This window comes from Pantoea sp. GD03673, from assembly GCF_029844725.1.
Taxonomy (GTDB): domain Bacteria; phylum Pseudomonadota; class Gammaproteobacteria; order Enterobacterales; family Enterobacteriaceae; genus Pantoea.
On record NZ_JAOCKJ010000004.1, the window covers coordinates 443,246 to 464,273 of the forward strand.

A 21,028-nucleotide genomic window follows, 5' to 3' on the forward strand; every position below is an offset into this window, starting at 1 on the left:
TTCAGCTCCGTCCGGCAATCAGCGTGACCGCCTGTAAATAGGCCTGCAAAGCAGGTGCCACATCCTTTGCCGCCACCGACTCTGCCGGATGGTGACTGATGCCGCGATGGTTACGCACAAATAACATGCCGACCGGCCAGCGTTCAGCGATGGCGATGGCGTCATGCCCGGCACCACTCGGCAGTGACAGGCTGCGGCCCTGCACCGTTTCCACCGCATGGCTCAGCGCCTGTTGCAGCCCGGAGTCACAGGCGGTAGCGCCGATGCGATAATATTCGTTCGATTCAAACTGAAGCCCACGCCGCAGCGCTATCGCCTCCGCCTGGGTTAACAGGCTGGAGAGCAGCGTCTCCAGCGGCGTGTCCAGCGGACCGCGCACATCCAGCGACAGCGAAACCTCGCCTGGAATCACATTCACCGCACCCGGCGCACAGTTAAGCGTACCGACGGTGGCGACCAGCTGCGGGTCCTGCTCACGGGTGGTCTGCTCGATAAAGACCATCCATTCAGCGGCAGCAGCCAGTGCATCTTTGCGGTGAGTCATCGGCACCGTTCCCGCATGCCCCGCTTCGCCGGTAAAACGGCAGTTGAGGCGGCGCGCACCGTTAATCGCCGTGACCACACCCAGCGCCAGATCTGCCTGCTCCAGACAGGGGCCCTGCTCAATGTGCAGCTCAAGATACCCGACGATATCCTCAACCCGCCGCGCCGCCGTCTGGATCGCCTCGCTGTCGAGACCAACATCGGCCATCGCCTGCGCCACGGTAATGCCGTTGCCATCAGGATGGGTCACCCAGCTTTGCGGCCAGCTGCCGGTAATGCCACGGCTGCCAAGCAGCGTAATGCCAAAACGGGTGCCCTCTTCGTCGCCGAAGCCAATCACTTCAATCGCCAGCGGCAGGCGACACTGATGTTCGTTAAGCCACTGCACGGTTTCAATGGCGCTGAGCACGCCCAGCATCCCGTCGTAGCGACCGGCGTTGCGCACCGTATCAAGATGCGAGCCGAGCAACAGCGCGGGCGCACCGGCTTCTGCTGCCTCGTAGCGCCCACAGATATTGCCAACCGCATCCTGCCACACCCGCATGCCCGCCGCCTGCATCCACTCACCGACGCAGGCGTTGGCGCGCAGATGTTCTGGCGAGAGGTAGACGCGGGTCAGCCCCTCGCCCGTTTCGCTGATCGCGGCCAGCGCGTCGCAGCGTGCCATCACGCGCTGTGCCGCGACCTGGGCTTCGCTGGCGCTCATCATCATGCCTGGCTCCCGTAGTGATCCCAGGCGGCCTGCGCGCCCGCGCCCTGCGGCGTGCGATGGCCGACGTAAGTCAGTACCGTTTCCAGCGCTGATAGCGTCTGCAACACGCAATCTTTACGGGCGTTATAACCCATCGTGCCGATGCGCCACACTTTGCCATGCAGCGGGCCAAACGAGGTGCCAATTTCAATGCCGAAATCTTCCAGCATCAGCTTGCGCACCTGATCGCCATTAACCCCTGACGGGATCATCACGCCCAGCACGTTGTTCATTTTGTTTTTGAGATCGCCGAAGGTTTCCAGTCCCATCCCCTGAATGCCTTTCAGCATCGCTTCACCGTGCAGTTTGTGACGGGCGATGCCGTTGTCCAGCCCCTCCTGCAGGATCAGCCGGGCGCATTCACGCGCACCAAACAGCGCACTCGTGGCTTCGGTGTGATGGTTGAGCCGCTCCGGGCCCCAGTAATCCATGATCATGCCGAGATCAAAATAGTTGGAGTAGATCATCTCCTCTTCGCCATCCTGATGCGCTTCGGTGCGGATCCCCTGCTCCACGCATTTGCGTTTGCGGATCACCGCTTCCATCTCTGCGCTCAGGGTGATCGGCGACGTGCCCGATGGGCCGCCCAGGCATTTCTGCATGCCCGCTGACACCGCATCCAGCCCCCATGCATCCGTTTCCAGTGCGTTACCCGCCAGCGACGCGGTGGCATCGGTGTAGAACAGCACGCCATACTGTTTGCAGATCGCCCCCAGCTGCTCAAGCGGCTGCAGCATGGTGGTCGAGGTGTCGCCCTGCACCGTCAGCAGCAGGCGCGGTCGGACTTTTTTGATCGCATCTTCAATCTGGTCGGGGGTAAAGACCTCGCCCCACGGCACGTTAATGGTATGAACGTCTGCACGACAGCGGCGGGCAATTTCGCACAGCAGATGCCCGAAGCGGCCAAACACCGGCACCAGCACTTTGTCACCGGGGCGGATAGACGACAGCAGAATAGATTCGATACCGGCACGTGACGTGCCATCAACCAGCAGCGTCCAGCGGTTCTCTGTGCGGAACACGCCGCGATAAAGCGCCATCACTTCATTCATGTAGTGGGTCATCGCAGGATCGTACTGACCCAGCAGCTGGCTCGACATGGCGCGCAGCACCCGTGGATCGGCGTTGATTGGCCCCGGCCCCATCAGCAGACGCTGTGGCGGATTCAGTTGCGGGTAGTGCGTAATATCCATCATCTTTTCCTTTTATAACGTCTGGCAGGCCGTTGTGTTTGCCATTCTGGCCCTGGGCCGTGACATTTTGTGCCTGTCAGACCATTGAATTAGAGACGAACCGAAGAGATAAACTGCTTCAGCTCTGGCGACTGCGGCTGTGCGAACAGCGTTTTACTGTCGCCCTGCTCCCAGACGCGCCCCTGATGCATAAAGACCACACGATCGCCCACGTCACGGGCGAAGTTCATTTCATGCGTGACGAGGATCAGGGTCATGCCCTCTGCCGCCAGCTGCTCCAGAACTTTGAGCACTTCGCCCACCAGTTCAGGATCGAGCGCGGAGGTGATCTCATCACAGAGTAAGACTTTCGGCGTCATCGCCAGCGCACGGGCGATCGCCACACGCTGCTGCTGACCGCCGGAGAGGCTGGCAGGATAGTAGTTAAGGCGTTCGCCCAGCCCGACCTTCTCCAGCATCTGCGCCGCCAGCGCCCGGCACTCGGCGTCGCTTTTTTTCAGCACTCGGCGCGGTGCCAGCATCACGTTCTCCAGCGCCGTCATGTGCGGGAACAGGTTGAAGTTCTGAAACACCATCCCCACCGAGCGGCTGATTTCACGCGCCTGCGAGTCGCGATCGGTAATGGTCATCCCACCGAGCTTAATGCTGCCTTCCTGATAGCCTTCCAGTCCGTTCATGCAGCGCAGCAGCGTGCTTTTACCCGATCCACTGCGGCCGATGATGGAGATCACCTCGCCCATGTCGATATCCAGATCCACGCCTTTCAACACATGGTTGTCGCCGTAATATTTTTGCACCTGATTAATGGTGATGAGCGGCATTGAATTTTTTCTCCAGATACTGGCTGTAGCGAGACAGCGGATAACACATCAGGAAGTAGCCCAGCGCTACCAGCCCAAAGACTTTAAACGGCTGATAGGTCACGTTGTTCAGAATGGTGCCCGCTTTCGTCAGCTCGATAAAACCGATAATCGACGCCAGCGCAGTGCCCTTGATGACCTGCACGGCAAATCCCACTGTCGGCGCAATACCGATGCGGATTGCCTGCGGAGCCACCACCCGCCACAGCGTCTGACCAAAAGTCAGGCCCAGGCAGCGCGACGCTTCCCACTGCCCTTTCGGCAGCGCGCGGATGCTGCCGTACCAGATATCCACCAGAAAGGCGCTGGTGTAGAAGGTCAGCGCCAGCGAGGCGGCGGTCCAGGGGGCAACATCAATGCCGAACAGGCCGACGCCAAAAAACGCCAGGAACAGCTGCATCAGCAGCGGCGTGCCCTGAAACAGCGCGGTATAACCCCGTATTGCACGCGTGAGCCACTTACGCTGCAGCAGACGCATAAACAGCAGCGGCAGCGTGACCAGCGTTCCGCCAACAAAGGCCACCAGCGACAGTAACAGGGTCCAGCGCGCCGCCAGCAGCAGGTTGCGCAGGATGTCCCAGTCGGTAAAGGTCGTCATCATGATGGCTGCACTCCAAACCATTTACGGCCAATCGCCAGCAGCAGATGGCGCATCGCAATCGACAACGCCAGATAGATCAGCGTGGTCACCAGATAGACCTCAAAACTCAGGAAGGTGCGTGACTGGATCAGGTTAGCGGCGAAGGTCAGCTCCTCGTAGGAGACCTGCGACACCACTGACGACCCCAGCATCACGATGATGCACTGACTGACCAGCGCCGGATAAATGCGCTGCAGCGCAGGCGGCAGCACTACCCGCAGAAACGTCTGGCTGCGGGTTAACCCCAGCACCCGTCCCGCTTCCCACTGCCCTTTTGGCGTCACCTGAATCCCGGCGCGGATAATCTCAGTGCTGTAAGCCCCGAGGTTGATCAGCATCGCCAGCAGGGCGGCCTCGCCAGCGGTAAGTTTCAGCCCCAGAGCGGGCAGACCGAAAACGATAAAGAACAGTTGCACCACAAACGGCGTATTGCGGATCAGCTCAACATAGATGCCCCACAGGCGGCTTATCCAGCTGGGTTTACCGCTGCGCAGCGCTGCGCCTGCAATGCCGATCGCCACACCGCCTGTGGTTGCCAGCACCGTCAGCTGGATGGTGACCCACAGGCCGGAGAGCAGCTCCGGCCAGTAAGGCCACAGGGCGGGAAAGTTCAGTTGCCCGGTCATGAATCCGTCCTCAGACGCCAAGGCTGGCGGGCAGCGGCGCTTTCAGCCACTCTTCGGACAGTTTATTCAGGGTGCCATCTTTGATGCCCTGCTCAATCAGCTCATTCACTTTCGCTTTCAGCGCAGGCTGATCTTTCTTCAGGCCGATATAGCAGGGAGAATCTTTCAGCATAAACTGCGCAACGGGCGCTTTGGCCGGATTCTGTCGCGCAATCGCGGCGACCACCAGGTTGCCGGTCGCCACATACTGCACCTGACCCGAGAGATACGCAGACAAGGTGGTGTTGTTATCTTCGTAGCGTTTAACCTGCGCATCTTTCGGTGCCACTTCGCTGAGCACCATATCTTCTACCGCACCGCGCGTGACGCCAATCGACTTACCGCTCAGGGCAGATGCCGCTTTGATCTCATCGCCCTTCGGACCGAATACGCCCAGGAAGAACGGCGCGTAGGCACGGGTAAAGTCGATCACTTTTTCGCGTTCAGCATTTTTACCCATGCTGGAGATGACGAGATCGACCTTATCGGTTTGCAGATAAGGCACGCGGTTGGCACTGCTGACCGGCACCAGCTGCAACTTAAGTTTCATCTGCTTTGCCAGATATTTTGCCGTGTCGATGTCATAACCCTGCGGCTGCAGGTCAGTACCGACCGAGCCAAACGGCGGGAAATCCTGCGGCACGGCGATACGGATAACGCCGCGCTTCTGGATGTCCTGCAGTTGATCGGCCAGCGCGCTTCCCGCCTGAGCCATCAGTAATGCCGCCGTCGCAACCGCCATTAAAACTTTTTTCATTATGCACCCCGGTGAGATTAACGTGAAACAAAAGATTCTTTGACATGCAATCTGCAACTAATGTGCCAATCCGGGCGTTAACAAAAAAAGGGTTAAGCGGCAGAGAGTTCAGCATAAATCGGGCGTAATCGGGGTGACTACGCCGGAGAAGAGGTGTTCTGAAATGGGGCAAAGCACCAAAATGGTGCCTGTTAACGGTGCTCCAGCTCGTCAAACTGCTGATAAAGGTCGGCGATCTGGTGAATTCGCTGACGTCCCTGTGCCAGCATTTCATGCAGCAGGGCATTGGCAATCAGGTTCACCAGGCTCATGGCTGCACTGTAACTGTCAAAGGCGGAAACGCTGTCGAGCGGCGTACAGAGCTGCCAGCGGGCCAGCGAAATCACCGTCTGCGCCTGCGGCTCACACAGCGCCAGCAGCGGGATACCGGCAGCCTGCATCTGCTGCATCAGCGGGCGAATGATGCGCGGACGGCGACGAAACGCCATCACGATTACCATATCCTCAGGCGTCATATCCACCAGCTCCTCAGCCAGCGTCTGGCCGGGCTGCGGCAGGATATGCACCTGCGAACGCGCCTGCACCAGCTGCTGTCGCAGATGCAGCGCCACCGGATAGGCGTTGCGCATACCGATGATAAAGACGCGCTTAGCCTGCGCCAGCTGCTGAATCACTTCATTGAAGTGCCGGGCATCCAGGCTGTTCACCCACTGCGTCAGGTTAGCCATCTCCTGCTTGTAGTGGCGCGCCAGCAGCGTATTGCCCTGGACGGCATCACGGTTATCGGTCAGCGGCATACCGCTCTGGCGCAGGATGCGTAACTCATCACGCATATCCTTGTACTTTTCGTAGCCCAGACGCTTAAACAACCGACTGACCGTGGCTTTCGACACACCACTGAGCCGCGCCAGTTCGGCGCTGTTGTAGCTGATCAGATCGTCAAAATGGTCAAACACGAAGTCGGCAATGCGCTGCTCCTGGGGCGAGAGCTGGGGATAGTGACTTCTGAGTCGTTCATCAAGCTGTTTCATAACGCGTCCTGTAACTTTTGTTTCAGCAGAAGCTAGCACAATTTACGCCAGGTTAACCGCCACATTGTCAGCGCAGTCTGAAAACTGGAACAGCTCTTGCTTTGTAAAGGGTTCTGTCACCCGGATAACGAGAAGAAAATGATTCAAAGCAATATGGCCCCGCAGGGGATGGCGGTGACGCCGCACCATCTGGCGAGTGAAAGTGCGCTCGCGGTGCTGCGTGATGGCGGTAACGCGATTGACGCGATGGTGGCGGCGGCGGCGACCATCGCCGTGGTCTACCCGCACATGAACGGACTGGGCGGCGATGGTTTCTGGCTGATTCTGCCGCCCGGCGGCGATCCTGTTGCTATCGACGCCAGCGGCGCGGCCGGTTCGCTGGCTCACCGCGATTTTTACGCCGATCACCCGAAGATCCCACATCGCGGCCCCAAAGCAGCGCTGACCGTGGCCGGAACCGTCAGCGGCTGGCAGGAGGCACTGACGCTCTCCGCAGAGCTGGGCACACCCCCGCTGCCGCTGGCCCGTCTGCTGCGCGATGCCATTCGCTATGCCGCCGACGGGATCCCGGTGACCGCTTCACAGGCCGCCGCTACCGCGACGTTCCGCAGTGAGTTGCAGCATCAGCCCGGCTTCAGCGCCACCTTTATGCCTGACGGCGATGTGCCGCAGCCGGGCAGCCGTTTTACCCAGCCCGCACTGGCGAACACCTTGAGTCAGCTTACTGAAGAGGGGCTCGACAGTTTTTATCGCGGCCCGCTGGCGCACCATATGGCTGATGAGATGGCCACGCTGGGCATGCCGGTGACGCTGGCCGATCTGCAGCAGCATCGCGCCCGTCGCACGATACCGCTGCATCTGTCTCATCGCGAGGGCGACATCTGGAATATCGCTCCGCCGACTCAGGGCGTGGTGTCGCTGGCGATCCTGGGCATCACCGATCGTCTGGAGATGGCGGGCGCTGACGACGCGCAGACCGTACACCGCATTGTTGAGGCCACCAAAAAAGCCTTTGCGCTGCGCGACCAGCACATCACCGATCCGCGTCACGTCACCGAAGATGTGCAGGCGCTGCTGGATAGCGATCACCTCGATACGCTCGCCAGCCAGATCGTCGATGGCGAGGCCGCAGCCTGGGGCAACGGGCGCGGGCCGGGTGATACGGTCTGGATGGGCGTAATGGACAGCAGCGGTCTGGCCGTCTCCTTCATTCAGAGCATCTATCACGAGTTTGGCAGCGGCGTGGTGCTGCCCGGCACGGGCATTACCTGGCAGAATCGGGGCGCTGCGTTCAGACTGGACCCTGACCATTTGCTGGCGCTGGCACCCGGCAAGCAGCCGTTTCATACCCTGAATCCCGCCGCCGCGCGGCTGAAAGATGGCCGTACGATGGTCTATGGCGCGATGGGCGGCGATGGGCAGCCGCAGACGCAGGCCGCAATTTTTACCCGCCATGTGATTCAGGGCCTGCCGTTACAGCAGGCGGTCAGTGCGCCGCGCTGGCTGCTCGGCCGCACCTGGGGGCAATCGTCCGACTCACTGAAACTGGAAGGCCGGTTTGACGACGAAACGGTGTTGATGCTGCGTCTGTGGGGGCATGAGGTGGAACGGCTGCCGGACTTCAGCGAATCCGTGGGCCATGCAGGCGCGATTGTGCGCCACAGCAACGGCATGTTTGAAGGCGCAAGCGATCCACGCAGTAACGGCAGCGCCGCCGGTTTTTAACAGGAGCGAATCATGAATCAACACGACTGGGCCAGCTACATCGGCCATATGGAGCAGATCCTGCAACTGGAACTGGATGAGGCCCGCCGCGCTGAACTGCTGATCCAGCTGTCGCGCATTGCGGAGATGGCTGCGCCGCTGATGGCATTCCCGCTGGATGATCGGCTGGAAGTGGCAGGAGTGTATCAGGCATGAGATTAGGTGACGTTTCAATTCAGACGCTGCAACAGGCGATTCAAAAGGGCGAGATCAGCGCGCTGGAGGTGGCAAAGAGCACGCTGCAGGCGGTTGAACAGCACAATCCGGCGCTGAACGCCTGGACGGAAGTCACCGGGCCACGCATGCTGAAAGAGGCCAGCGCCATTGATGCACAGCGTCAGCGCGGCGAAACCCTGCCACCGCTGGCGGGCATCCCTTATGCCGTGAAAAATCTGTTTGATGTGGCGGGTCACAGCACACTGGCAGGTGCCAGCCTGTTCAGCGATCGCCCTGCGGCAGAGGCAGATGCGTTTGCGGTCGATAAACTGCGTCACGCTGGTGCGCTGCTGTCGGGCATGCTGAATATGGATGCCTATGCGTATGGCTTTACCACCGAAAACAGCCACTATGGTGCAACGCACAATCCGCGCGATTTAAGCCGTGTGGCGGGTGGCTCGTCAGGCGGTTCGGCCGCCGCAGTGGCCGCCGGCCTGGTCCACTTTTCGCTCGGCACTGACACCAATGGCTCGATCCGGGTGCCCGCGTCGCTGTGCGGTATTTTCGGCCTCAAGCCCACTTTTGGCCGTCTGTCACGCAGCGGCAGCCATCCGTTTGTCGCCAGCCTTGACCATATCGGCCCGCTGGCCCGGCGGGTTGAAGACCTGGCGCTGGTTTATGACCAGTTGCAGGGAGCTGATCGTGCCGATGCGTTTCAGGCCGATCGTCCGCTGGCCGCGACGCTGTCGGGGCTATCACAGGGCAGCGAGGGATTACGCTGCGGCGTGCTGGGCGGTTTTTTTGCCCGCTGGTGCGATGAGGATGCCCGTGCGGCCGTCGCGGTGGTTGCGGCCGCGCTGAATGCGCAGGAAGAGGTGCTGATGCCGGAAGCGGAGCTGGCACGCTCGGCGGCGTTTATTATGACGGCTGCAGAAGGCGGTAATCATTATCTGCCCGCCCTGCGCCAGGTGCCTGAGCAGTTTGAACCGAACTCACGTGAGCGTCTGCTGGCCGGTGCCATGATGCCAGGGGCCTGGTATGTGCAGGCACAGCGCTTCCGTCGCCATTTTCAGCAGCAGGTGTTACCGCTGTTTGATCGGTTCGATGTGCTGATTGCCCCGGCAACGCCCTGCAGTGCGATCGCTATTGGTCAGCAGACGCTGACAATTCAGGGTGAGTCACTGCCCGCCAAAGCGAGCATGGGGATGCTGACGCAGCCCATATCGTTCCTGGGATTACCGGTCTGTACCGTACCGCTGGCGACCAAAAGTGGTCTGCCAATTGGCTTACAGCTTATCGCCCGTCCGTTTAACGAAGAGGCGGTTTTACGTGCCGCCTGGGCACTGGAACAACGCGGCATCACCATGCCGCAGATCACGATGGCAGGAGCCTGATGAACAGAGAGATTAATTTACCGCACGTGCTCACCGAGGTGACGGCGCAGTTTTATCGCTACGAGCAGGCGCTGGTCAGCAATGATGTGGCCGAACTGGATGCCCTGTTCTGGCACGACCCGCGCACCGTGCGCCTTGGCGCAGGTGAGAATCTGTATGGCATTGAGGAGATTCGGGCCTTCCGTGCCGCACGTCCGTCAGCCGGGCTGAACCGGACGCTGCGCAACACCGTGATTACCACCTTCGGCGAGGATTATGCGGTCTGCAGCACCGAATTTACCCGCGCCAGCAGCGACAAAATTGGCCGTCAGCAACAGACATGGGTGCGAATGCCCCACGGCTGGTGCATCGTGGCAGCGCAGGTCAGTCTGATGAGCTGATACCCGTCCGGCGCTTCGCCCGATCAACGCAGGGCAAGCGCCGGAACCGGCTTACGGTGCCGGGTGCGTGTTGATCCAGTGGTCAGCGATCTGCTGACGGGTGCAGATCCAGACATCGTCATACTGCTGGATGTGATCGAGGAAGTTCTGTAGTGCGCGGAATTTGCCGGGGCGACCCAGCAGACGGCAATGCATGCCGACTGACATCATCTTCGGCGCACGCTCCCCCTCTTCGTACAGCACATCGAACGTGTCGCGCAGATAGGTGAAGAACTGTTCGGCGGTGTTGAATCCCTGCGGCGAGGCGAAGCGCATGTCGTTGCACTCCAGCGTGTAGGGGATAATCAGGTGCGGTTTCACTGTCCCATCCTGACAGGTGACCTGGGTCCAGAAAGGCAGATCGTCGCCGTAGTAGTCGCTGTCATAGCTGAAACCACCCTGCTCCACCACCAGCCGACGGGTATTCGGGCTGTCGCGTCCGGTGTACCAGCCGGTTGGCGCTTTACCAAACAGATCCACCAGCACATCGACCGCCTGCTGCATATGCTGACGCTCTGTCTTCGCATCCATGCCCTGATAGTGGATCCAGCGCCAGCCGTGGCTGACCACATCGTAGTCCGCCTGTTTGATCGCCCCGACGATTTCCGGGTGACGCGCCAGCGCCATCGCCACGCCAAAAACGGTCAGCGGCAGACCGCGCTTCTGGAACTCATTGTGGATGCGCCAGAAACCGGCGCGGGAGCCGTACTCATACAGTGACTCCATCGACATGTGACGGTCGGCATAACTGGCGGCACCGATGATATCGGAGAGAAACTGCTCTGAGCCCGCATCGCCGTGCAGCACGCTGTTTTCTGCTCCCTCTTCGTAGTTCAGAACAAACTGCACCGCCACACGGGCGTTGTTGGGCCAGGCGGCGTGCGGCGGATGGGCTCCATAGCCGATTAAATCGCGCGGATAGTTTTTATTAAAGTTGTACTCTTTCTTCTCTGCAGCGTCAGTCATCACTCTACCTGTTTTGATTCGGGAAAGTTCCGTTAGTTTAGATGCTCAAACGCACCTGAGAGAGGTTTCTGCAAAGGCCAGGCCAGATCACCGTGTTTGCTGGTGCCGAAGCCAAGCGCCACCAGCGATTCCACCATTTTGACCGCCGCACTGACGCCGTCGATCACCGGCAGGCCCAGCTCCTGCGTCAGTGAGGCGGCCAGCGTCGCCATCCCGCCGCAGCCGAGCACAATCGCCCCGCTGCCATCTTCCCGTTTGGCCTGGATACAGCGCTCCCGCACTTTCTCCTGCGCCAGTCCGCTGCCATCTTCCAGCGCCAGCACCGGCAGATCGATAGCGTGCAGGGCGGCACAGTGGTGGGTAAAGCCATACTGCTGCAGCAGGTGACGGGCAATCACCAGCGTACGCGGCAGCGTAGTGACAATCGAAAAACGCGTCGCCAGCAGCGTGGCGGTATGCATCGCGGCTTCCGCAATACCAATCACCGGCCCGCTGGCCAGCTCACGCGCCGCCAGTAAGCCCGGATCGCCAAAGCAGGCAATAACGTGGCCGCTGACGCCACGGTCCCTGCCGAGTTTGATCTGCTCCAGGACACCGATGGCCGCGATCGCCTCATCAAAGTGCCCTTCAATGGAAGGCACCCCCTGAGACGGCGAAACAGCCAGAATTTCGGTGCCCGGTGCGGCAACCGCTCGTGCGGCCTGACCGATGGTTTCGGTCATCATTAGGCTGGTGTTGGGGTTAATGACCTGAATCAGGCTCATACGTTAGCTCCAGAGCCTGCGGCAAAGAGTCGTGAAAAATCGGGCAGGGTTTCCCCGCTGCGCTCAAAGTGCAGGCTGGAAACGATGTGCTCAAAGTGATGCTGCAGCGCCTGGACCAGCGGGTCCAGTGCGCGCGCGCGCAGTAACGTCAGCAAACTGGCGTGATCGTCACAGCGGCAGCCTCGCTGCCAGGGCGCGCCATAAGCGGCAATCACCAGCGATGATCGCTGTGTCAGGCTGGTCACCATGCCAGTGAGCACCTGATTACCGGAGATGGCCTGCAATTGAATATGAAACGCCGCAGAGAGCCGGATGGCTGCCGGGCCATCATGCGCGGTAAGCGCCTGGTTCTCCTGTGCGATGAGCTGCTCCAGCGCCACCAGATGCGGCGACTGCAGATGTGCCAGCACCGCTGGCAGATTGGCGCACTCCATTAAACTGCGGGTTGAGAAGATGTCCCGCGCTTCTTCAACGCCGGGTGTGGCGACCTGCGCACCACGTTTGGGCGTCAGGGTCACCATCTGCACCGCCGCGAGGCGCTGCAGCACTTTACGGATACCGGTGCGGCTCACGCCAAAGACCCCGGAAAGGGCCTCTTCCGGCAATTTGCTGCCCGGCGGCAGCTGGTGCTCAACAATAGCGTTCATTAACGCCTGGTAAATGCTTTCATCCTTATCCTGCAGCCTGGAGGCGTCTCGCTGGCCTGTTTTACGCGTCATTACCTGCTCCGGTCGCTCACTGTGTGCCACATATCGTATACGTGAAAAGTAAATATTGTATACAAGAAAACAGATCTGGCCTGGATCCTGCAATACCGATTTACCAGATTTATTCATTTCACTCTTGGGTAGAGGAGCAGGTTTCATGCCAAATCAAACAACGGTGGCCAGCACGGCCTCTGAAGCCAGTACCCGTTACAGCCCACGGCTCTGTAACGACGACCTGGCACCGACACGCGATCAGAACTGGTCGTGGTACAACATTTTTTCCTTCTGGATGTCCGATGTGCACAGCATGGGCGGCTACGTGGTAGCGGCCAGCTTCTTTACGCTGGGATTAGCCAGCTGGCAGGTGCTGCTCTGCCTGCTGGCCGGAATCTGCATCGTGCAGATTTGTGCAAATCTGGTGGCAAAACCAAGCCAGATGGCGGGTGTGCCTTACGCCGTCATCTGCCGTCAGGCGTTTGGCGTGTTTGGTGCGAACATTCCCGCGGTGATCCGTGGACTGATCGCGTTCGCCTGGTATGGTATCCAGACCTATCTGGCGGCGAATGCCCTGATGCTGGTGCTGCTGAAGTTTGCGCCTTCGCTGACCTCAATGACCGTGCCGCACTGGCTGGGCCTGTCGCTGCTGGGCTGGTGCTGCTTCGGCATTATGTGGTTACTGCAGGCGATGGTGTTCTGGCATGGGATGAACGCCATTAAACGCTTTATCGACGTTGCCGGTCCGGCAGTCTATGTGGTCATGGTGGCGCTGGCGGGCTGGATTGTATACAAGACCGGCTTTGATGGCATCTCCTTCACCCTTGCCAGCAAATCACTTACCGTAGGCGAGCAAACGTGGCAGATGATTACGGCGACGGCGCTGGTGGTCTCCTACTTCTCCGGACCGTTGCTGAACTTCGGTGACTTTTCACGCTACGGCAAAAACATGTCAGAGATTCGTCGCGGCAACCGCTGGGGCCTGCCGTTTAACTTCCTGCTGTTCTCCGTGGTAACCGTGGTGATTGTGTCAGGCACTCAGTCGCTGTTTGGCAAAATGATTACCGATCCGATTGAAACCGTGAGCATGGTCGGCAACGATCTGGCGGTCGCGATTGGCCTGCTGACGATGATCACCGCCACTATCGGCATCAATATTGTGGCGAATTTCGTTTCACCCGCTTTTGACTTCTCCAACTGTTCACCGCAGAAAATCAGCTTCCGCACCGGCGGGATGATCGCCGCCGTTGGCTCGGTGCTGTTAACGCCGTGGAACCTGTTCCAGTCGCCTGAGCTGATTCACTACACCCTGGATGTGCTGGGATCGTTTATCGGGCCGCTGTTCGGGATCCTGCTGACCGATTTCTATCTGATAAAACGCGGACGTATCTCGGTCGACGACCTGTTTAACGATACGCCAGCAGGCCGTTACTGGTATCGCGGCGGCTTTAACCCTAAAGCGATTGCCGCGCTGCTACCGTCGGTGGCGATTTGCCTGGTGATTAGCTTTATCCCATCACTGCATCAGGTGGCGAACTTCAGCTGGTTTATTGGTGCCGGTCTGGCGGCAGGCTGCTATCGCTTTATCGCCCGTGAAGATCGCGAGGCGGAGGATGTTGCCCGCTGGCATGGCAAAGGAATGGCGCAGAAGAAGCAAGCCGCAGCTGAATAGCAGACAGCAAAAAGCCGATTCATTACTGAATCGGCTTTTTTAAAGAGATTGGCGGAACGGACGGGGCTCGAACCCGCGACCCCCTGCGTGACAGGCAGGTATTCTAACCAACTGAACTACCGCTCCGCGCTTTGTTCCCCGTCGGGAACGAGGCGCATAGTAATGGCAGCCTGTTATGGCGTCAACGCTTTTTCAGAACGAACAATTCGTTTGCTGTTTTTTTCAGCTTACCGCTGATTTCCTCAACAAAATCACGCCATTCAGCCGCGCCACAGGCAGCTGCCACCCTTTTTCATCACCAGATCCAGACGGGATTCATGGGCAACCACTTCCTCGTCACTGGCCGTGACCACCCGCAGTGCAGAGGCGGGACGCACGATGCGCTGAATGCTCTCACCCTGCGCCTGTCGGGCGCTTTCGCTTTCCGATAAAAAGGAGAGTGACGTCTGCCCGCCGGTCATCGTCAGGAAGACTTCGGCCAGAATCTCGGCATCGAGCAGTGCGCCGTGCAGGGTACGCTTGGTGTTGTCTATTTCATAACGCGAGCAAAGTGCATCAAGGCTGTTGCGCTTGCCGGGAAACATTCGACGTGCCAGCGCCAGGCTGTCGGTAATTTTGCAGAAGGTTTCGGTTTTCTCAATGCCGCGGTTCAGCTTTGAAAACTCGTAGTCCATAAAGCCGATATCAAACGGCGCGTTATGGATCACTAACTCAGCACCGCGAATGTAGTCGAGAAACTCCCCGGCGATGTCGCTGAACGCAGGCTTGTCGGCCAGAAACTCATCCGCAATGCCGTGGACGCCAAAGGCTTCGGGATCGACCAGACGATCAGGCTTGAGATACATATGGAAATTGTTGCCGGTCAGGCGACGGTTGATCACCTCTACCGCACCAATCTCAATGATGCGGTGCCCCTCATAATGTACCCCGATCATGTTCATGCCGGTGGTTTCAGTATCGAGAACGATCTGGCGGTTATTTGCAGTGCTCATAAGACCCGTTTTATGTCAGACTTGGCGTTTTTGTCAGAAGGAAGTCTACCAGAGATGCGCAAACAGGTAGAGATATTCACCGATGGTTCCTGCCTTGGAAATCCCGGTCCCGGCGGTTACGGAGCAATTTTACGCTACGGTCAGCATGAGAAAACTTTCAGCGCGGGCTATCGTCTTACCACCAATAACCGGATGGAGCTGATGGCGGCGATTGTCTCGCTTGAAGCGCTGACCCAGCCGTGCGATGTGGTACTCAGTACCGATAGCCAGTATGTGCGTCAGGGTATTACCAGCTGGATCCATAACTGGAAAAAGCGTGGCTGGAAAACGGCCGATAAAAAGCCAGTGAAGAATGTCGATCTCTGGCAGCGTCTCGACTTAGCCCTCAGCACCCACAAGATTCAGTGGGAGTGGGTTAAAGGCCACGCCGGACATCCTGAAAACGAGCGCTGCGATGTCCTGGCCCGCAGCGCGGCGGAAAAGCCTGCCTTTGAGGATATCGGTTATAAAGCCGAGTCCTGATCCTCTGCCTGCCGGAACTGACGCGTGGCGTTGACCGTCTGACGGATCTTGCTGGTGCTCAGGCTCTTTTTTGCCCGGGTTGGCAGCAGCGGGAAGGTTCGCTTGCGCGCCACCACGATATTCAGACAGCCCAGCGCCGGTAAGTGGGCGCTGATCAGTTTTCCGCCCTGCTGATGCCACGGCAGCACCTGAAATCGGGTGCGATAGACCACCTCGTAATTCAGCAGTCCCAGCCAGTCGAGTAACCGCATCTGGCTAAACATCCGTCCGCTCCACGGTGCTTTTCGGGTCAATCCTGGCACCATTTTACTCACGCCGAGCAGGCTGAAGGGATTGAAGCCGCTGATAATCATCCAGCCATCGTCAATCAATACTCTGTCGACTTCACGTAATACCCGGTGAGGATCCTGACTCCACGCGAGCGTATGGGCCAGCAGACAGGCATCAATCGACTTCGACTCAAACGGCAACTGCATCGGGTCCGCCCGCACCTGTAGCAGCTCACCTTCACTGCCCACATTGACCTGATGTGAAATAGCACAGTTTTCGGTGTTGATTTCTGCGCTGAGGTTGCCAAGCTTAAGCATATGAAAGCCATAAAGCTTTCCGAGGTAAGGCTGAAGCTGCTGCGTTAGCGCGTCGCGGAAATATTCTCCCCACGGCATAGTGCGCCAGGACAGCGGTGCGTTCAGAACCTGGCGTGATTTAGCGGGCTTCATGCTTTACGCTCTTCCTTTTCCTACGACCTGCGAGAGGTGATGATGAATCTTACCAGTATTCCTGCGTTGCAGGACAACTACATCTGGACGCTGACGAATGATGAGGGTAAGTGCCTGATCGTCGATCCCGGTGAAGCTCAGCCAGTATTAGAAAAAATGGCGTCCAACGGCTGGCAGCCGGTCGCTATTCTGTTGACTCACCACCATAACGACCATACGGGCGGCGTGAAAACACTGTGTGAGCATTTTCCCCATCTTGAGGTGTTTGGCCCCCAGGAAACAGCGGCTAAAGGGGCCACAACGCTGGTCAGCGAAGGCGATAAAGTCACCGTGCTGGGCCTGACTTTCAACGTCATTCATACCCCTGGTCACACTTTAGGACATATCTCATATTACAGCTCACCTTATATTTTCTGTGGCGACACCCTCTTTTCTGGTGGCTGCGGACGCCTTTTTGAAGGCACAGCTGAGCAGATGTATGATTCCTTTCAAAAGCTTAACCAGCTTCCGGGTGAGACCCTGGTCTGCTGCGCGCATGAATATACTTTATCCAATCTGAAGTTTGCTGCGGCTATTCTGCCCCATGACCCGCAAATAACGGCCGAATATCAGAAAATTAAGGACTTACGTGCCGAAAATGGCATTAGTCTGCCCACAAAACTGGCGCACGAACGGTCAATTAATTTATTTCTGCGCACGCAAGATATTAATTTACAAAGGGCATTAAACGTTAACATTACTGATGAACCGGTATGGCATACATTTGCTGTTCTACGCGAGAAGAAAGACGCTTTTTGATTTTTCGGGTTGTGTTGTGAAAAGTCGTCACGTATAGTTGCTCGTCTTTTAAGCGAACTATTGACACACACATGAAGGCTAAAGCGATCTTACTCGCCTCAGTCTTGCTGGTAGGATGTCAGGCGTCCAGGAACGATGCCAATATCCCCGAACAGCATGCACAGAGTCTGTCTTCAGCTGGTCAAGGTGAAAATGGAAAGTACGGAGACGAGTTTTTGTCGCCGCGATGGCAGGAAGATGGAACTGGCCTCGCAGCAGACGCAGATCTCTGGAGTTTCATTAGTGACGAGTTGAAGATGGGGATTCCGGAAAACCCGGCAATCCGCGAACAAAAAAGTAAATTTTTAAAAAATAAGAGCTATCTCCACGATGTAACATTACGGGCAGAGCCGTACATGTACTGGATAGTCGAGCAGATACAGAAACGTAAAATGCCGATGGAACTGGTACTGCTACCCATAGTGGAGAGCGCTTTTGACCCCCGCGCAACCTCATCCGCCAATGCCGCTGGTATCTGGCAGATTGTTGCTGCAACAGGTCGAAACTATGGTTTAAAACAAAACCAGTATTACGATGGGCGACGTGATGTGGTCGCATCCACGAAAGTTGCGCTGGACATGATGCAGCGTCTTAACACCATGTTTGACGGTGACTGGTTATTAACCGTCGCTGCCTACAACAGTGGTGAAGGACGTGTGCTCAAAGCGATTAAGCAGAATAAGGCGCGCGGTAAGCCGACTGACTTCTGGCATTTATCGCTGCCACGCGAAACGACCGTGTATGTGCCTAAAATGTTAGCACTGAGTGAACTGCTCAAAAATAACAAGCGTTACGGTATCAAACTGCCGACACCGAATGAAAGTCGTGCCCTGGCGCGAGTGGAAGTGGGTCAGCAGATACAGTTGACGCAGGCTGCCGAAATGGCGGGTATGTCGCTCACGAAACTGAAGAGCTTCAATACCGGTTATAAAGGCGGTGCAACAGCGCCAAACGGCCCGCATTACATCATGGTGCCGAAGTCGAACGTCGCGAAACTGCGTAACTCGCTGGCCTCCGGCGACATCGCAGCGGTACAGCCTGTGCAGCTTGCGAAAGCCAGTGCGAGTGGCGGGTACAAAGTGCGACGGGGTGATACGCTCTCGGGTATCGCTGCTAAACTTGGCGTTAGCGTTTCGACACTGAAGCAGGAAAACAACCTGCGCGGTGCTGATATCCGACCGGGTCAGACCCTGACCATTGGGTCGAACGGCACCCGACTGGCTGATAACGGCAACAGCATCACCTATCGTGTTCGTAAGGGTGATTCTCTTGACAGTATTGCCCGTCATCACGGCGTCAATATCAAAGACGTGATGCGCTGGAACAGTGTGCTGGACAGTGCGAAAGATATTCAACCCGGCGATAACTTAACGCTGTTTGTGAATAATAACGCAACACCTGATACCTGATACGTTGAAAAGGCTGACATTTGTCAGCCTTTTTCTTTTATTCGCCTGCTGCTTTTTCTGCCGCCGTTACGCCTCTCCCGGACTTCTCTCCCCTGCTATCGACAGACTTAATGGCTGCATTAGCCTCCTGAACTGAATTCCACCAGTAAGGGGTTATGGTCGGAAGCGCGTGTCACCAGTACAGATGCCTCACTCACCCTGAGATCGCGATAGAAGACGAAGTCCAGCGGGCGACCAAATGCTTTGCGGCGGTGATCGGCAGTAAACATCACCTCTTCCAGCTTCATCCGCTGTGCAAACCGGTAGAGCGCGTTGATGCGCTGACGGCTCCAGGCATTAAAATCCCCCGCCATGATTACCGGCCCCTGATGATGCATGATCTGCTCCCCGATGGGCCCCAGCTGTTTACTGTAGACGTCGACACCCAGGCTGAAGTTAACTGCATGGATGTTGACGACCATCAGCATTTCACCTGCGGGCAGAGGATAGGCTGTGACCAGCGCCGATTTTGACAGCCTCAGCAGAGGTTCTCGCTCGCGTAACGGGCAACAATAGACCGGGTGTGCAGAAGCGAGTGTCATCACCCCTGAGGGGTGCTGAGGCAGCACAAAGGCGGGCACCTGATCGGCAGCCAGGTAATTACTGGTGGCAAACTGCACCAGTTCAGGCGTGGTCTGCGCTTCCTGCAGTAACACCAGATGCGCATCCTTACCAAATCCTTCCAGTACTGACATCCAGTCTGCACGCTGTTGCTTGAAGATGTTCCAGACCAGAACCTTAAGGTTTGGATGCGCGGGCAACGGTGCGCCGGGTGGCAGTGCCTGACCGAGATGGAGCATCGCGCCAGGTGGAAAGATCTGTTCCACTGGTTGTCCTGCTACATATCGCATTGCATACGTTTTTTTGCGCACTTTCCCGCCTGGCTGATGATTCAAAATACAGTTAACACTTTTCTGTTATAGGGATTTTAGACCGGGGTTTCAATGGATGCAGGTGAATGTCAGAATTCATCCCCCTTTTCCAGAATAAAGCAGTCCCTTAAAGCGCGTTAAGCTTAACGAGGCAGATCAGCAGTGTCATTGCTGAGGGCTCCTATACTGGTTATGGCGGTATTATCGTTCATATATGCGTTAAATGACTACGTAACGGCAGGGAGGAAAAATGAAGGCATCTTCTGACGAACTCAAAGTGTTTGTCAGTGTAGTCGAGAGCGGAAGTTTCAGTCGCGCTGCTGAGCAATTGCAGATGGCTAACTCTGCCGTCAGCAGGGCCATAAAAAAACTGGAGAACAAGCTGGGTATTGCCCTGCTGACCCGTACGACACGACAGCTGGCGCTTACGCAGGAGGGCGAACGCTATTTCCGCCATGTTCAACGTTTTTTGCAGGAGATGACTACTGCAGAAAGTGATTTAATCGAAAGTTTACAGGAGCCTAAAGGATTACTGCGCGTTGATGCTGCCACACCGGTTATCCTGCATTTGCTGATGCCGATGGTTAAGCCCTTTCGTCAGCGCTATCCCGGAGTAACTCTTTCGTTAATCTCCTCAGAGAGTTTTATCAACCTGATTGAGCGGAAAGTGGACATCGCTATTCGTGCCGGCAATCTGACAGACTCGACGCTACGCGCCAGATTGCTGTTCAACAGCTTTCGCAGGGTTGTGGCTTCACCGGCTTATCTTCGGGAGCATGGGGTCCCGCGGAAGGTGGCCGATCTGGATAACCATCACTGTCTTGGTTTTGATGATTCTCCGCGACTCAATCGCTGGCCCGTTTCGCGTGAAAGCGGCGAACTTTATGACATCGACTGGGCTATCTCTTCTAATAGCGGAGAGACGATTAAGCAGCTCTGTCTTACCGGCAATGGTATTGCCTGTCTGTCAGACTATATGATCGATCGTGAGGTAGCGGAGGGAAAACTGGTGGAAGTGCTGGCCGATCAACGTCTGCCTGTCGAGATGCCTTTTAATGCAGTTTATTACAGCGATATTGGCGTGAGCCAGCGAGTGCGGGCTTTTATCGATTTTCTGAGTGAGTGGACAGCTGAACAGCCGTGGCGCACCTGACGTTGACAGCGGCAGACCGTATCGGGGTCTGCTGCTACGACTGCAGACACACGCAGTAAGAGCAGGATCGATAGCAGGGTTTGTATCGAACTGATCAGCGATCGTTAAATGATCCCGGTGCTCGAAAAGAATCAACGCGGGTCTTTTGCGGGGTTAAATCGGCTGCAATGGAAAAAGCCCTGACTGTCAAGTCAGGGCTTTCCAATTAA

The 21,028-nt window shown here is 57.4% G+C and carries 22 protein-coding genes and 1 tRNA gene; 9 read left to right on the plus strand and 14 right to left on the minus strand.

The window, feature by feature from the left end; translation table 11 throughout:
- Position 1: 1 nt before the first annotated feature.
- The 7 genes from hpxK to hpxU all read right to left on the minus strand — a co-directional run bounded on the left by hpxK (position 2) and on the right by hpxU (position 6,440).
- Positions 2-1,255 carry an allantoate amidohydrolase gene (gene hpxK / locus N5J69_RS10320; RefSeq protein WP_279770064.1) on the minus strand — a complete coding sequence of 418 codons (1,254 nt, stop codon included), beginning with the start codon at positions 1,253-1,255 and terminating at the stop codon, positions 2-4.
- Positions 1,252-2,487, minus strand: a complete 1,236-nt coding sequence (locus tag N5J69_RS10325; protein ID WP_279770109.1) for an alanine--glyoxylate aminotransferase family protein — start codon at positions 2,485-2,487, stop codon at positions 1,252-1,254. Before N5J69_RS10325 ends, hpxK begins: the two co-directional genes overlap by 4 nt.
- Before the next feature lie 89 nt (positions 2,488-2,576).
- Positions 2,577-3,308, minus strand: a complete 732-nt coding sequence (locus tag N5J69_RS10330) for an amino acid ABC transporter ATP-binding protein (RefSeq protein ID WP_279770067.1) — start codon at positions 3,306-3,308, stop codon at positions 2,577-2,579.
- The gene (locus tag N5J69_RS10335; protein WP_279770111.1) at positions 3,289-3,945 is read right to left on the minus strand and encodes an amino acid ABC transporter permease; all 657 of its coding nucleotides are present in this window, start codon (positions 3,943-3,945) and stop codon (positions 3,289-3,291) included. Before N5J69_RS10335 ends, N5J69_RS10330 begins: the two co-directional genes overlap by 20 nt.
- Positions 3,945-4,613: an amino acid ABC transporter permease gene (locus N5J69_RS10340; protein WP_279770069.1), complete on the minus strand. Its 669-nt coding sequence runs from the start codon at positions 4,611-4,613 to the stop codon at positions 3,945-3,947. Before N5J69_RS10340 ends, N5J69_RS10335 begins: the two co-directional genes overlap by 1 nt.
- Before the next feature lie 10 nt (positions 4,614-4,623).
- Positions 4,624-5,409, minus strand: coding sequence for a transporter substrate-binding domain-containing protein (locus tag N5J69_RS10345; RefSeq protein WP_279770071.1), 786 nt, complete (start codon positions 5,407-5,409; stop codon positions 4,624-4,626).
- 191 nt (positions 5,410-5,600) lie between these two features.
- Entirely contained in the window at positions 5,601-6,440 is an 840-nt protein-coding gene (gene hpxU / locus N5J69_RS10350) for a MurR/RpiR family transcriptional regulator HpxU (protein WP_279770073.1), read from the minus strand.
- Positions 6,441-6,578: 138 nt separating this feature from the next.
- On the opposite strand from hpxU, the gene N5J69_RS10355 reads away from it, so the two are divergent.
- From N5J69_RS10355 to hpxZ, 4 genes are read left to right on the plus strand one after another with little or no spacing between them, the layout of a single operon-like run.
- On the plus strand, positions 6,579-8,165 hold the full coding sequence (locus N5J69_RS10355) for a gamma-glutamyltransferase family protein (protein ID WP_279770074.1): 1,587 nt from the start codon (positions 6,579-6,581) through the stop codon (positions 8,163-8,165).
- Between the two features lie 12 nt (positions 8,166-8,177).
- Positions 8,178-8,360: an oxalurate catabolism protein HpxX gene (gene hpxX, locus N5J69_RS10360; RefSeq protein ID WP_033731661.1), complete on the plus strand. Its 183-nt coding sequence runs from the start codon at positions 8,178-8,180 to the stop codon at positions 8,358-8,360.
- A complete protein-coding gene (locus N5J69_RS10365; protein ID WP_279770075.1) occupies positions 8,357-9,754 on the plus strand; it encodes an AtzE family amidohydrolase in 1,398 nt (465 codons plus the stop codon). Before hpxX ends, N5J69_RS10365 begins: the two co-directional genes overlap by 4 nt.
- On the plus strand, positions 9,754-10,134 hold the full coding sequence (gene hpxZ, locus N5J69_RS10370) for an oxalurate catabolism protein HpxZ (RefSeq protein WP_279770077.1): 381 nt from the start codon (positions 9,754-9,756) through the stop codon (positions 10,132-10,134). Before N5J69_RS10365 ends, hpxZ begins: the two co-directional genes overlap by 1 nt.
- 51 nt (positions 10,135-10,185) lie before the next feature.
- Here hpxZ and puuE read toward each other — a convergent pair whose 3' ends face one another.
- The 3 genes from puuE to N5J69_RS10385 are packed head-to-tail and all read right to left on the minus strand — an operon-like array spanning position 10,186 to position 12,622.
- Positions 10,186-11,139 carry an allantoinase PuuE gene (puuE, locus tag N5J69_RS10375; protein WP_279770079.1) on the minus strand — a complete coding sequence of 318 codons (954 nt, stop codon included), beginning with the start codon at positions 11,137-11,139 and terminating at the stop codon, positions 10,186-10,188.
- Between the two features lie 32 nt (positions 11,140-11,171).
- Complete coding sequence (gene hpxA, locus N5J69_RS10380; protein WP_279770081.1) at positions 11,172-11,903, minus strand: allantoin racemase; 732 nt, start codon at positions 11,901-11,903, stop codon at positions 11,172-11,174.
- Positions 11,900-12,622, minus strand: a complete 723-nt coding sequence (locus N5J69_RS10385; RefSeq protein ID WP_279770082.1) for a GntR family transcriptional regulator — start codon at positions 12,620-12,622, stop codon at positions 11,900-11,902. Before N5J69_RS10385 ends, hpxA begins: the two co-directional genes overlap by 4 nt.
- A 145-nt stretch (positions 12,623-12,767) precedes the next feature.
- Between N5J69_RS10385 and N5J69_RS10390 the strand changes: the two genes are divergently transcribed.
- Complete coding sequence (locus N5J69_RS10390) at positions 12,768-14,276, plus strand: NCS1 family nucleobase:cation symporter-1 (protein WP_279770083.1); 1,509 nt, start codon at positions 12,768-12,770, stop codon at positions 14,274-14,276.
- 49 nt (positions 14,277-14,325) lie between these two features.
- Here N5J69_RS10390 and N5J69_RS10395 read toward each other — a convergent pair.
- A tRNA-Asp gene (locus N5J69_RS10395) sits at positions 14,326-14,402 on the minus strand.
- Positions 14,403-14,536: 134 nt separating this feature from the next.
- Positions 14,537-15,268 carry a DNA polymerase III subunit epsilon gene (gene dnaQ / locus N5J69_RS10400; protein WP_279770085.1) on the minus strand — a complete coding sequence of 244 codons (732 nt, stop codon included), beginning with the start codon at positions 15,266-15,268 and terminating at the stop codon, positions 14,537-14,539.
- A gap of 54 nt (positions 15,269-15,322) precedes the next feature.
- Between dnaQ and rnhA the strand changes: the two genes are divergently transcribed.
- The gene (gene rnhA / locus N5J69_RS10405; protein WP_279770087.1) at positions 15,323-15,790 is read left to right on the plus strand and encodes a ribonuclease HI; all 468 of its coding nucleotides are present in this window, start codon (positions 15,323-15,325) and stop codon (positions 15,788-15,790) included.
- Here the strand turns inward: rnhA and N5J69_RS10410 are convergent.
- Positions 15,772-16,509 carry a class I SAM-dependent methyltransferase gene (locus tag N5J69_RS10410; protein ID WP_279770088.1) on the minus strand — a complete coding sequence of 246 codons (738 nt, stop codon included), beginning with the start codon at positions 16,507-16,509 and terminating at the stop codon, positions 15,772-15,774. The genes rnhA and N5J69_RS10410 overlap by 19 nt on opposite strands.
- Before the next feature lie 42 nt (positions 16,510-16,551).
- Here N5J69_RS10410 and gloB point away from each other — a divergent pair, with 42 nt between their 5' ends.
- Complete coding sequence (gene gloB / locus N5J69_RS10415) at positions 16,552-17,307, plus strand: hydroxyacylglutathione hydrolase (RefSeq protein ID WP_279770114.1); 756 nt, start codon at positions 16,552-16,554, stop codon at positions 17,305-17,307.
- Positions 17,308-17,378: 71 nt separating this feature from the next.
- Complete coding sequence (mltD, locus tag N5J69_RS10420; RefSeq protein WP_279770089.1) at positions 17,379-18,755, plus strand: murein transglycosylase D; 1,377 nt, start codon at positions 17,379-17,381, stop codon at positions 18,753-18,755.
- A 119-nt stretch (positions 18,756-18,874) separates the two neighbouring features.
- Here the strand turns inward: mltD and N5J69_RS10425 are convergent, their stop codons facing one another.
- Positions 18,875-19,666, minus strand: coding sequence for an endonuclease/exonuclease/phosphatase family protein (locus N5J69_RS10425; RefSeq protein ID WP_033732016.1), 792 nt, complete (start codon positions 19,664-19,666; stop codon positions 18,875-18,877).
- Positions 19,667-19,916: 250 nt separating this feature from the next.
- On the opposite strand from N5J69_RS10425, the gene yafC reads away from it, so the two are divergent.
- A complete protein-coding gene (gene yafC / locus N5J69_RS10430) occupies positions 19,917-20,819 on the plus strand; it encodes a DNA-binding transcriptional regulator YafC (protein WP_279770090.1) in 903 nt (300 codons plus the stop codon).
- Positions 20,820-21,028: the final 209 nt, after the last annotated feature.

Bases quoted from the DNA above. Each gene is read 5' to 3' on its own strand.
- hpxZ (WP_279770077.1), top strand. From the start codon at position 9,754: ATGAACAGAGAGATTAATTTACCGCACGTGCTCACCGAGGTGACGGCG.
- N5J69_RS10335 (WP_279770111.1), bottom strand. From the start codon at position 3,945: ATGACGACCTTTACCGACTGGGACATCCTGCGCAACCTGCTGCTGGCG.
- hpxU (WP_279770073.1), bottom strand. From the start codon at position 6,440: ATGAAACAGCTTGATGAACGACTCAGAAGTCACTATCCCCAGCTCTCG.
- puuE (WP_279770079.1), bottom strand. From the start codon at position 11,139: ATGACTGACGCTGCAGAGAAGAAAGAGTACAACTTTAATAAAAACTAT.
- dnaQ (WP_279770085.1), bottom strand. From the start codon at position 15,268: ATGAGCACTGCAAATAACCGCCAGATCGTTCTCGATACTGAAACCACC.
- N5J69_RS10365 (WP_279770075.1), top strand. From the start codon at position 8,357: ATGAGATTAGGTGACGTTTCAATTCAGACGCTGCAACAGGCGATTCAA.
- N5J69_RS10340 (WP_279770069.1), bottom strand. From the start codon at position 4,613: ATGACCGGGCAACTGAACTTTCCCGCCCTGTGGCCTTACTGGCCGGAG.
- hpxK (WP_279770064.1), bottom strand. From the start codon at position 1,255: ATGATGATGAGCGCCAGCGAAGCCCAGGTCGCGGCACAGCGCGTGATG.
- mltD (WP_279770089.1), top strand. From the start codon at position 17,379: ATGAAGGCTAAAGCGATCTTACTCGCCTCAGTCTTGCTGGTAGGATGT.
- gloB (WP_279770114.1), top strand. From the start codon at position 16,552: ATGAATCTTACCAGTATTCCTGCGTTGCAGGACAACTACATCTGGACG.
- hpxA (WP_279770081.1), bottom strand. From the start codon at position 11,903: ATGAGCCTGATTCAGGTCATTAACCCCAACACCAGCCTAATGATGACC.
- rnhA (WP_279770087.1), top strand. From the start codon at position 15,323: ATGCGCAAACAGGTAGAGATATTCACCGATGGTTCCTGCCTTGGAAAT.
- N5J69_RS10325 (WP_279770109.1), bottom strand. From the start codon at position 2,487: ATGGATATTACGCACTACCCGCAACTGAATCCGCCACAGCGTCTGCTG.
- N5J69_RS10390 (WP_279770083.1), top strand. From the start codon at position 12,768: ATGCCAAATCAAACAACGGTGGCCAGCACGGCCTCTGAAGCCAGTACC.
- N5J69_RS10345 (WP_279770071.1), bottom strand. From the start codon at position 5,409: ATGAAAAAAGTTTTAATGGCGGTTGCGACGGCGGCATTACTGATGGCT.
- N5J69_RS10330 (WP_279770067.1), bottom strand. From the start codon at position 3,308: ATGCCGCTCATCACCATTAATCAGGTGCAAAAATATTACGGCGACAAC.
- N5J69_RS10410 (WP_279770088.1), bottom strand. From the start codon at position 16,509: ATGAAGCCCGCTAAATCACGCCAGGTTCTGAACGCACCGCTGTCCTGG.
- yafC (WP_279770090.1), top strand. From the start codon at position 19,917: ATGAAGGCATCTTCTGACGAACTCAAAGTGTTTGTCAGTGTAGTCGAG.
- N5J69_RS10385 (WP_279770082.1), bottom strand. From the start codon at position 12,622: ATGACGCGTAAAACAGGCCAGCGAGACGCCTCCAGGCTGCAGGATAAG.
- N5J69_RS10355 (WP_279770074.1), top strand. From the start codon at position 6,579: ATGATTCAAAGCAATATGGCCCCGCAGGGGATGGCGGTGACGCCGCAC.
- hpxX (WP_033731661.1), top strand. From the start codon at position 8,178: ATGAATCAACACGACTGGGCCAGCTACATCGGCCATATGGAGCAGATC.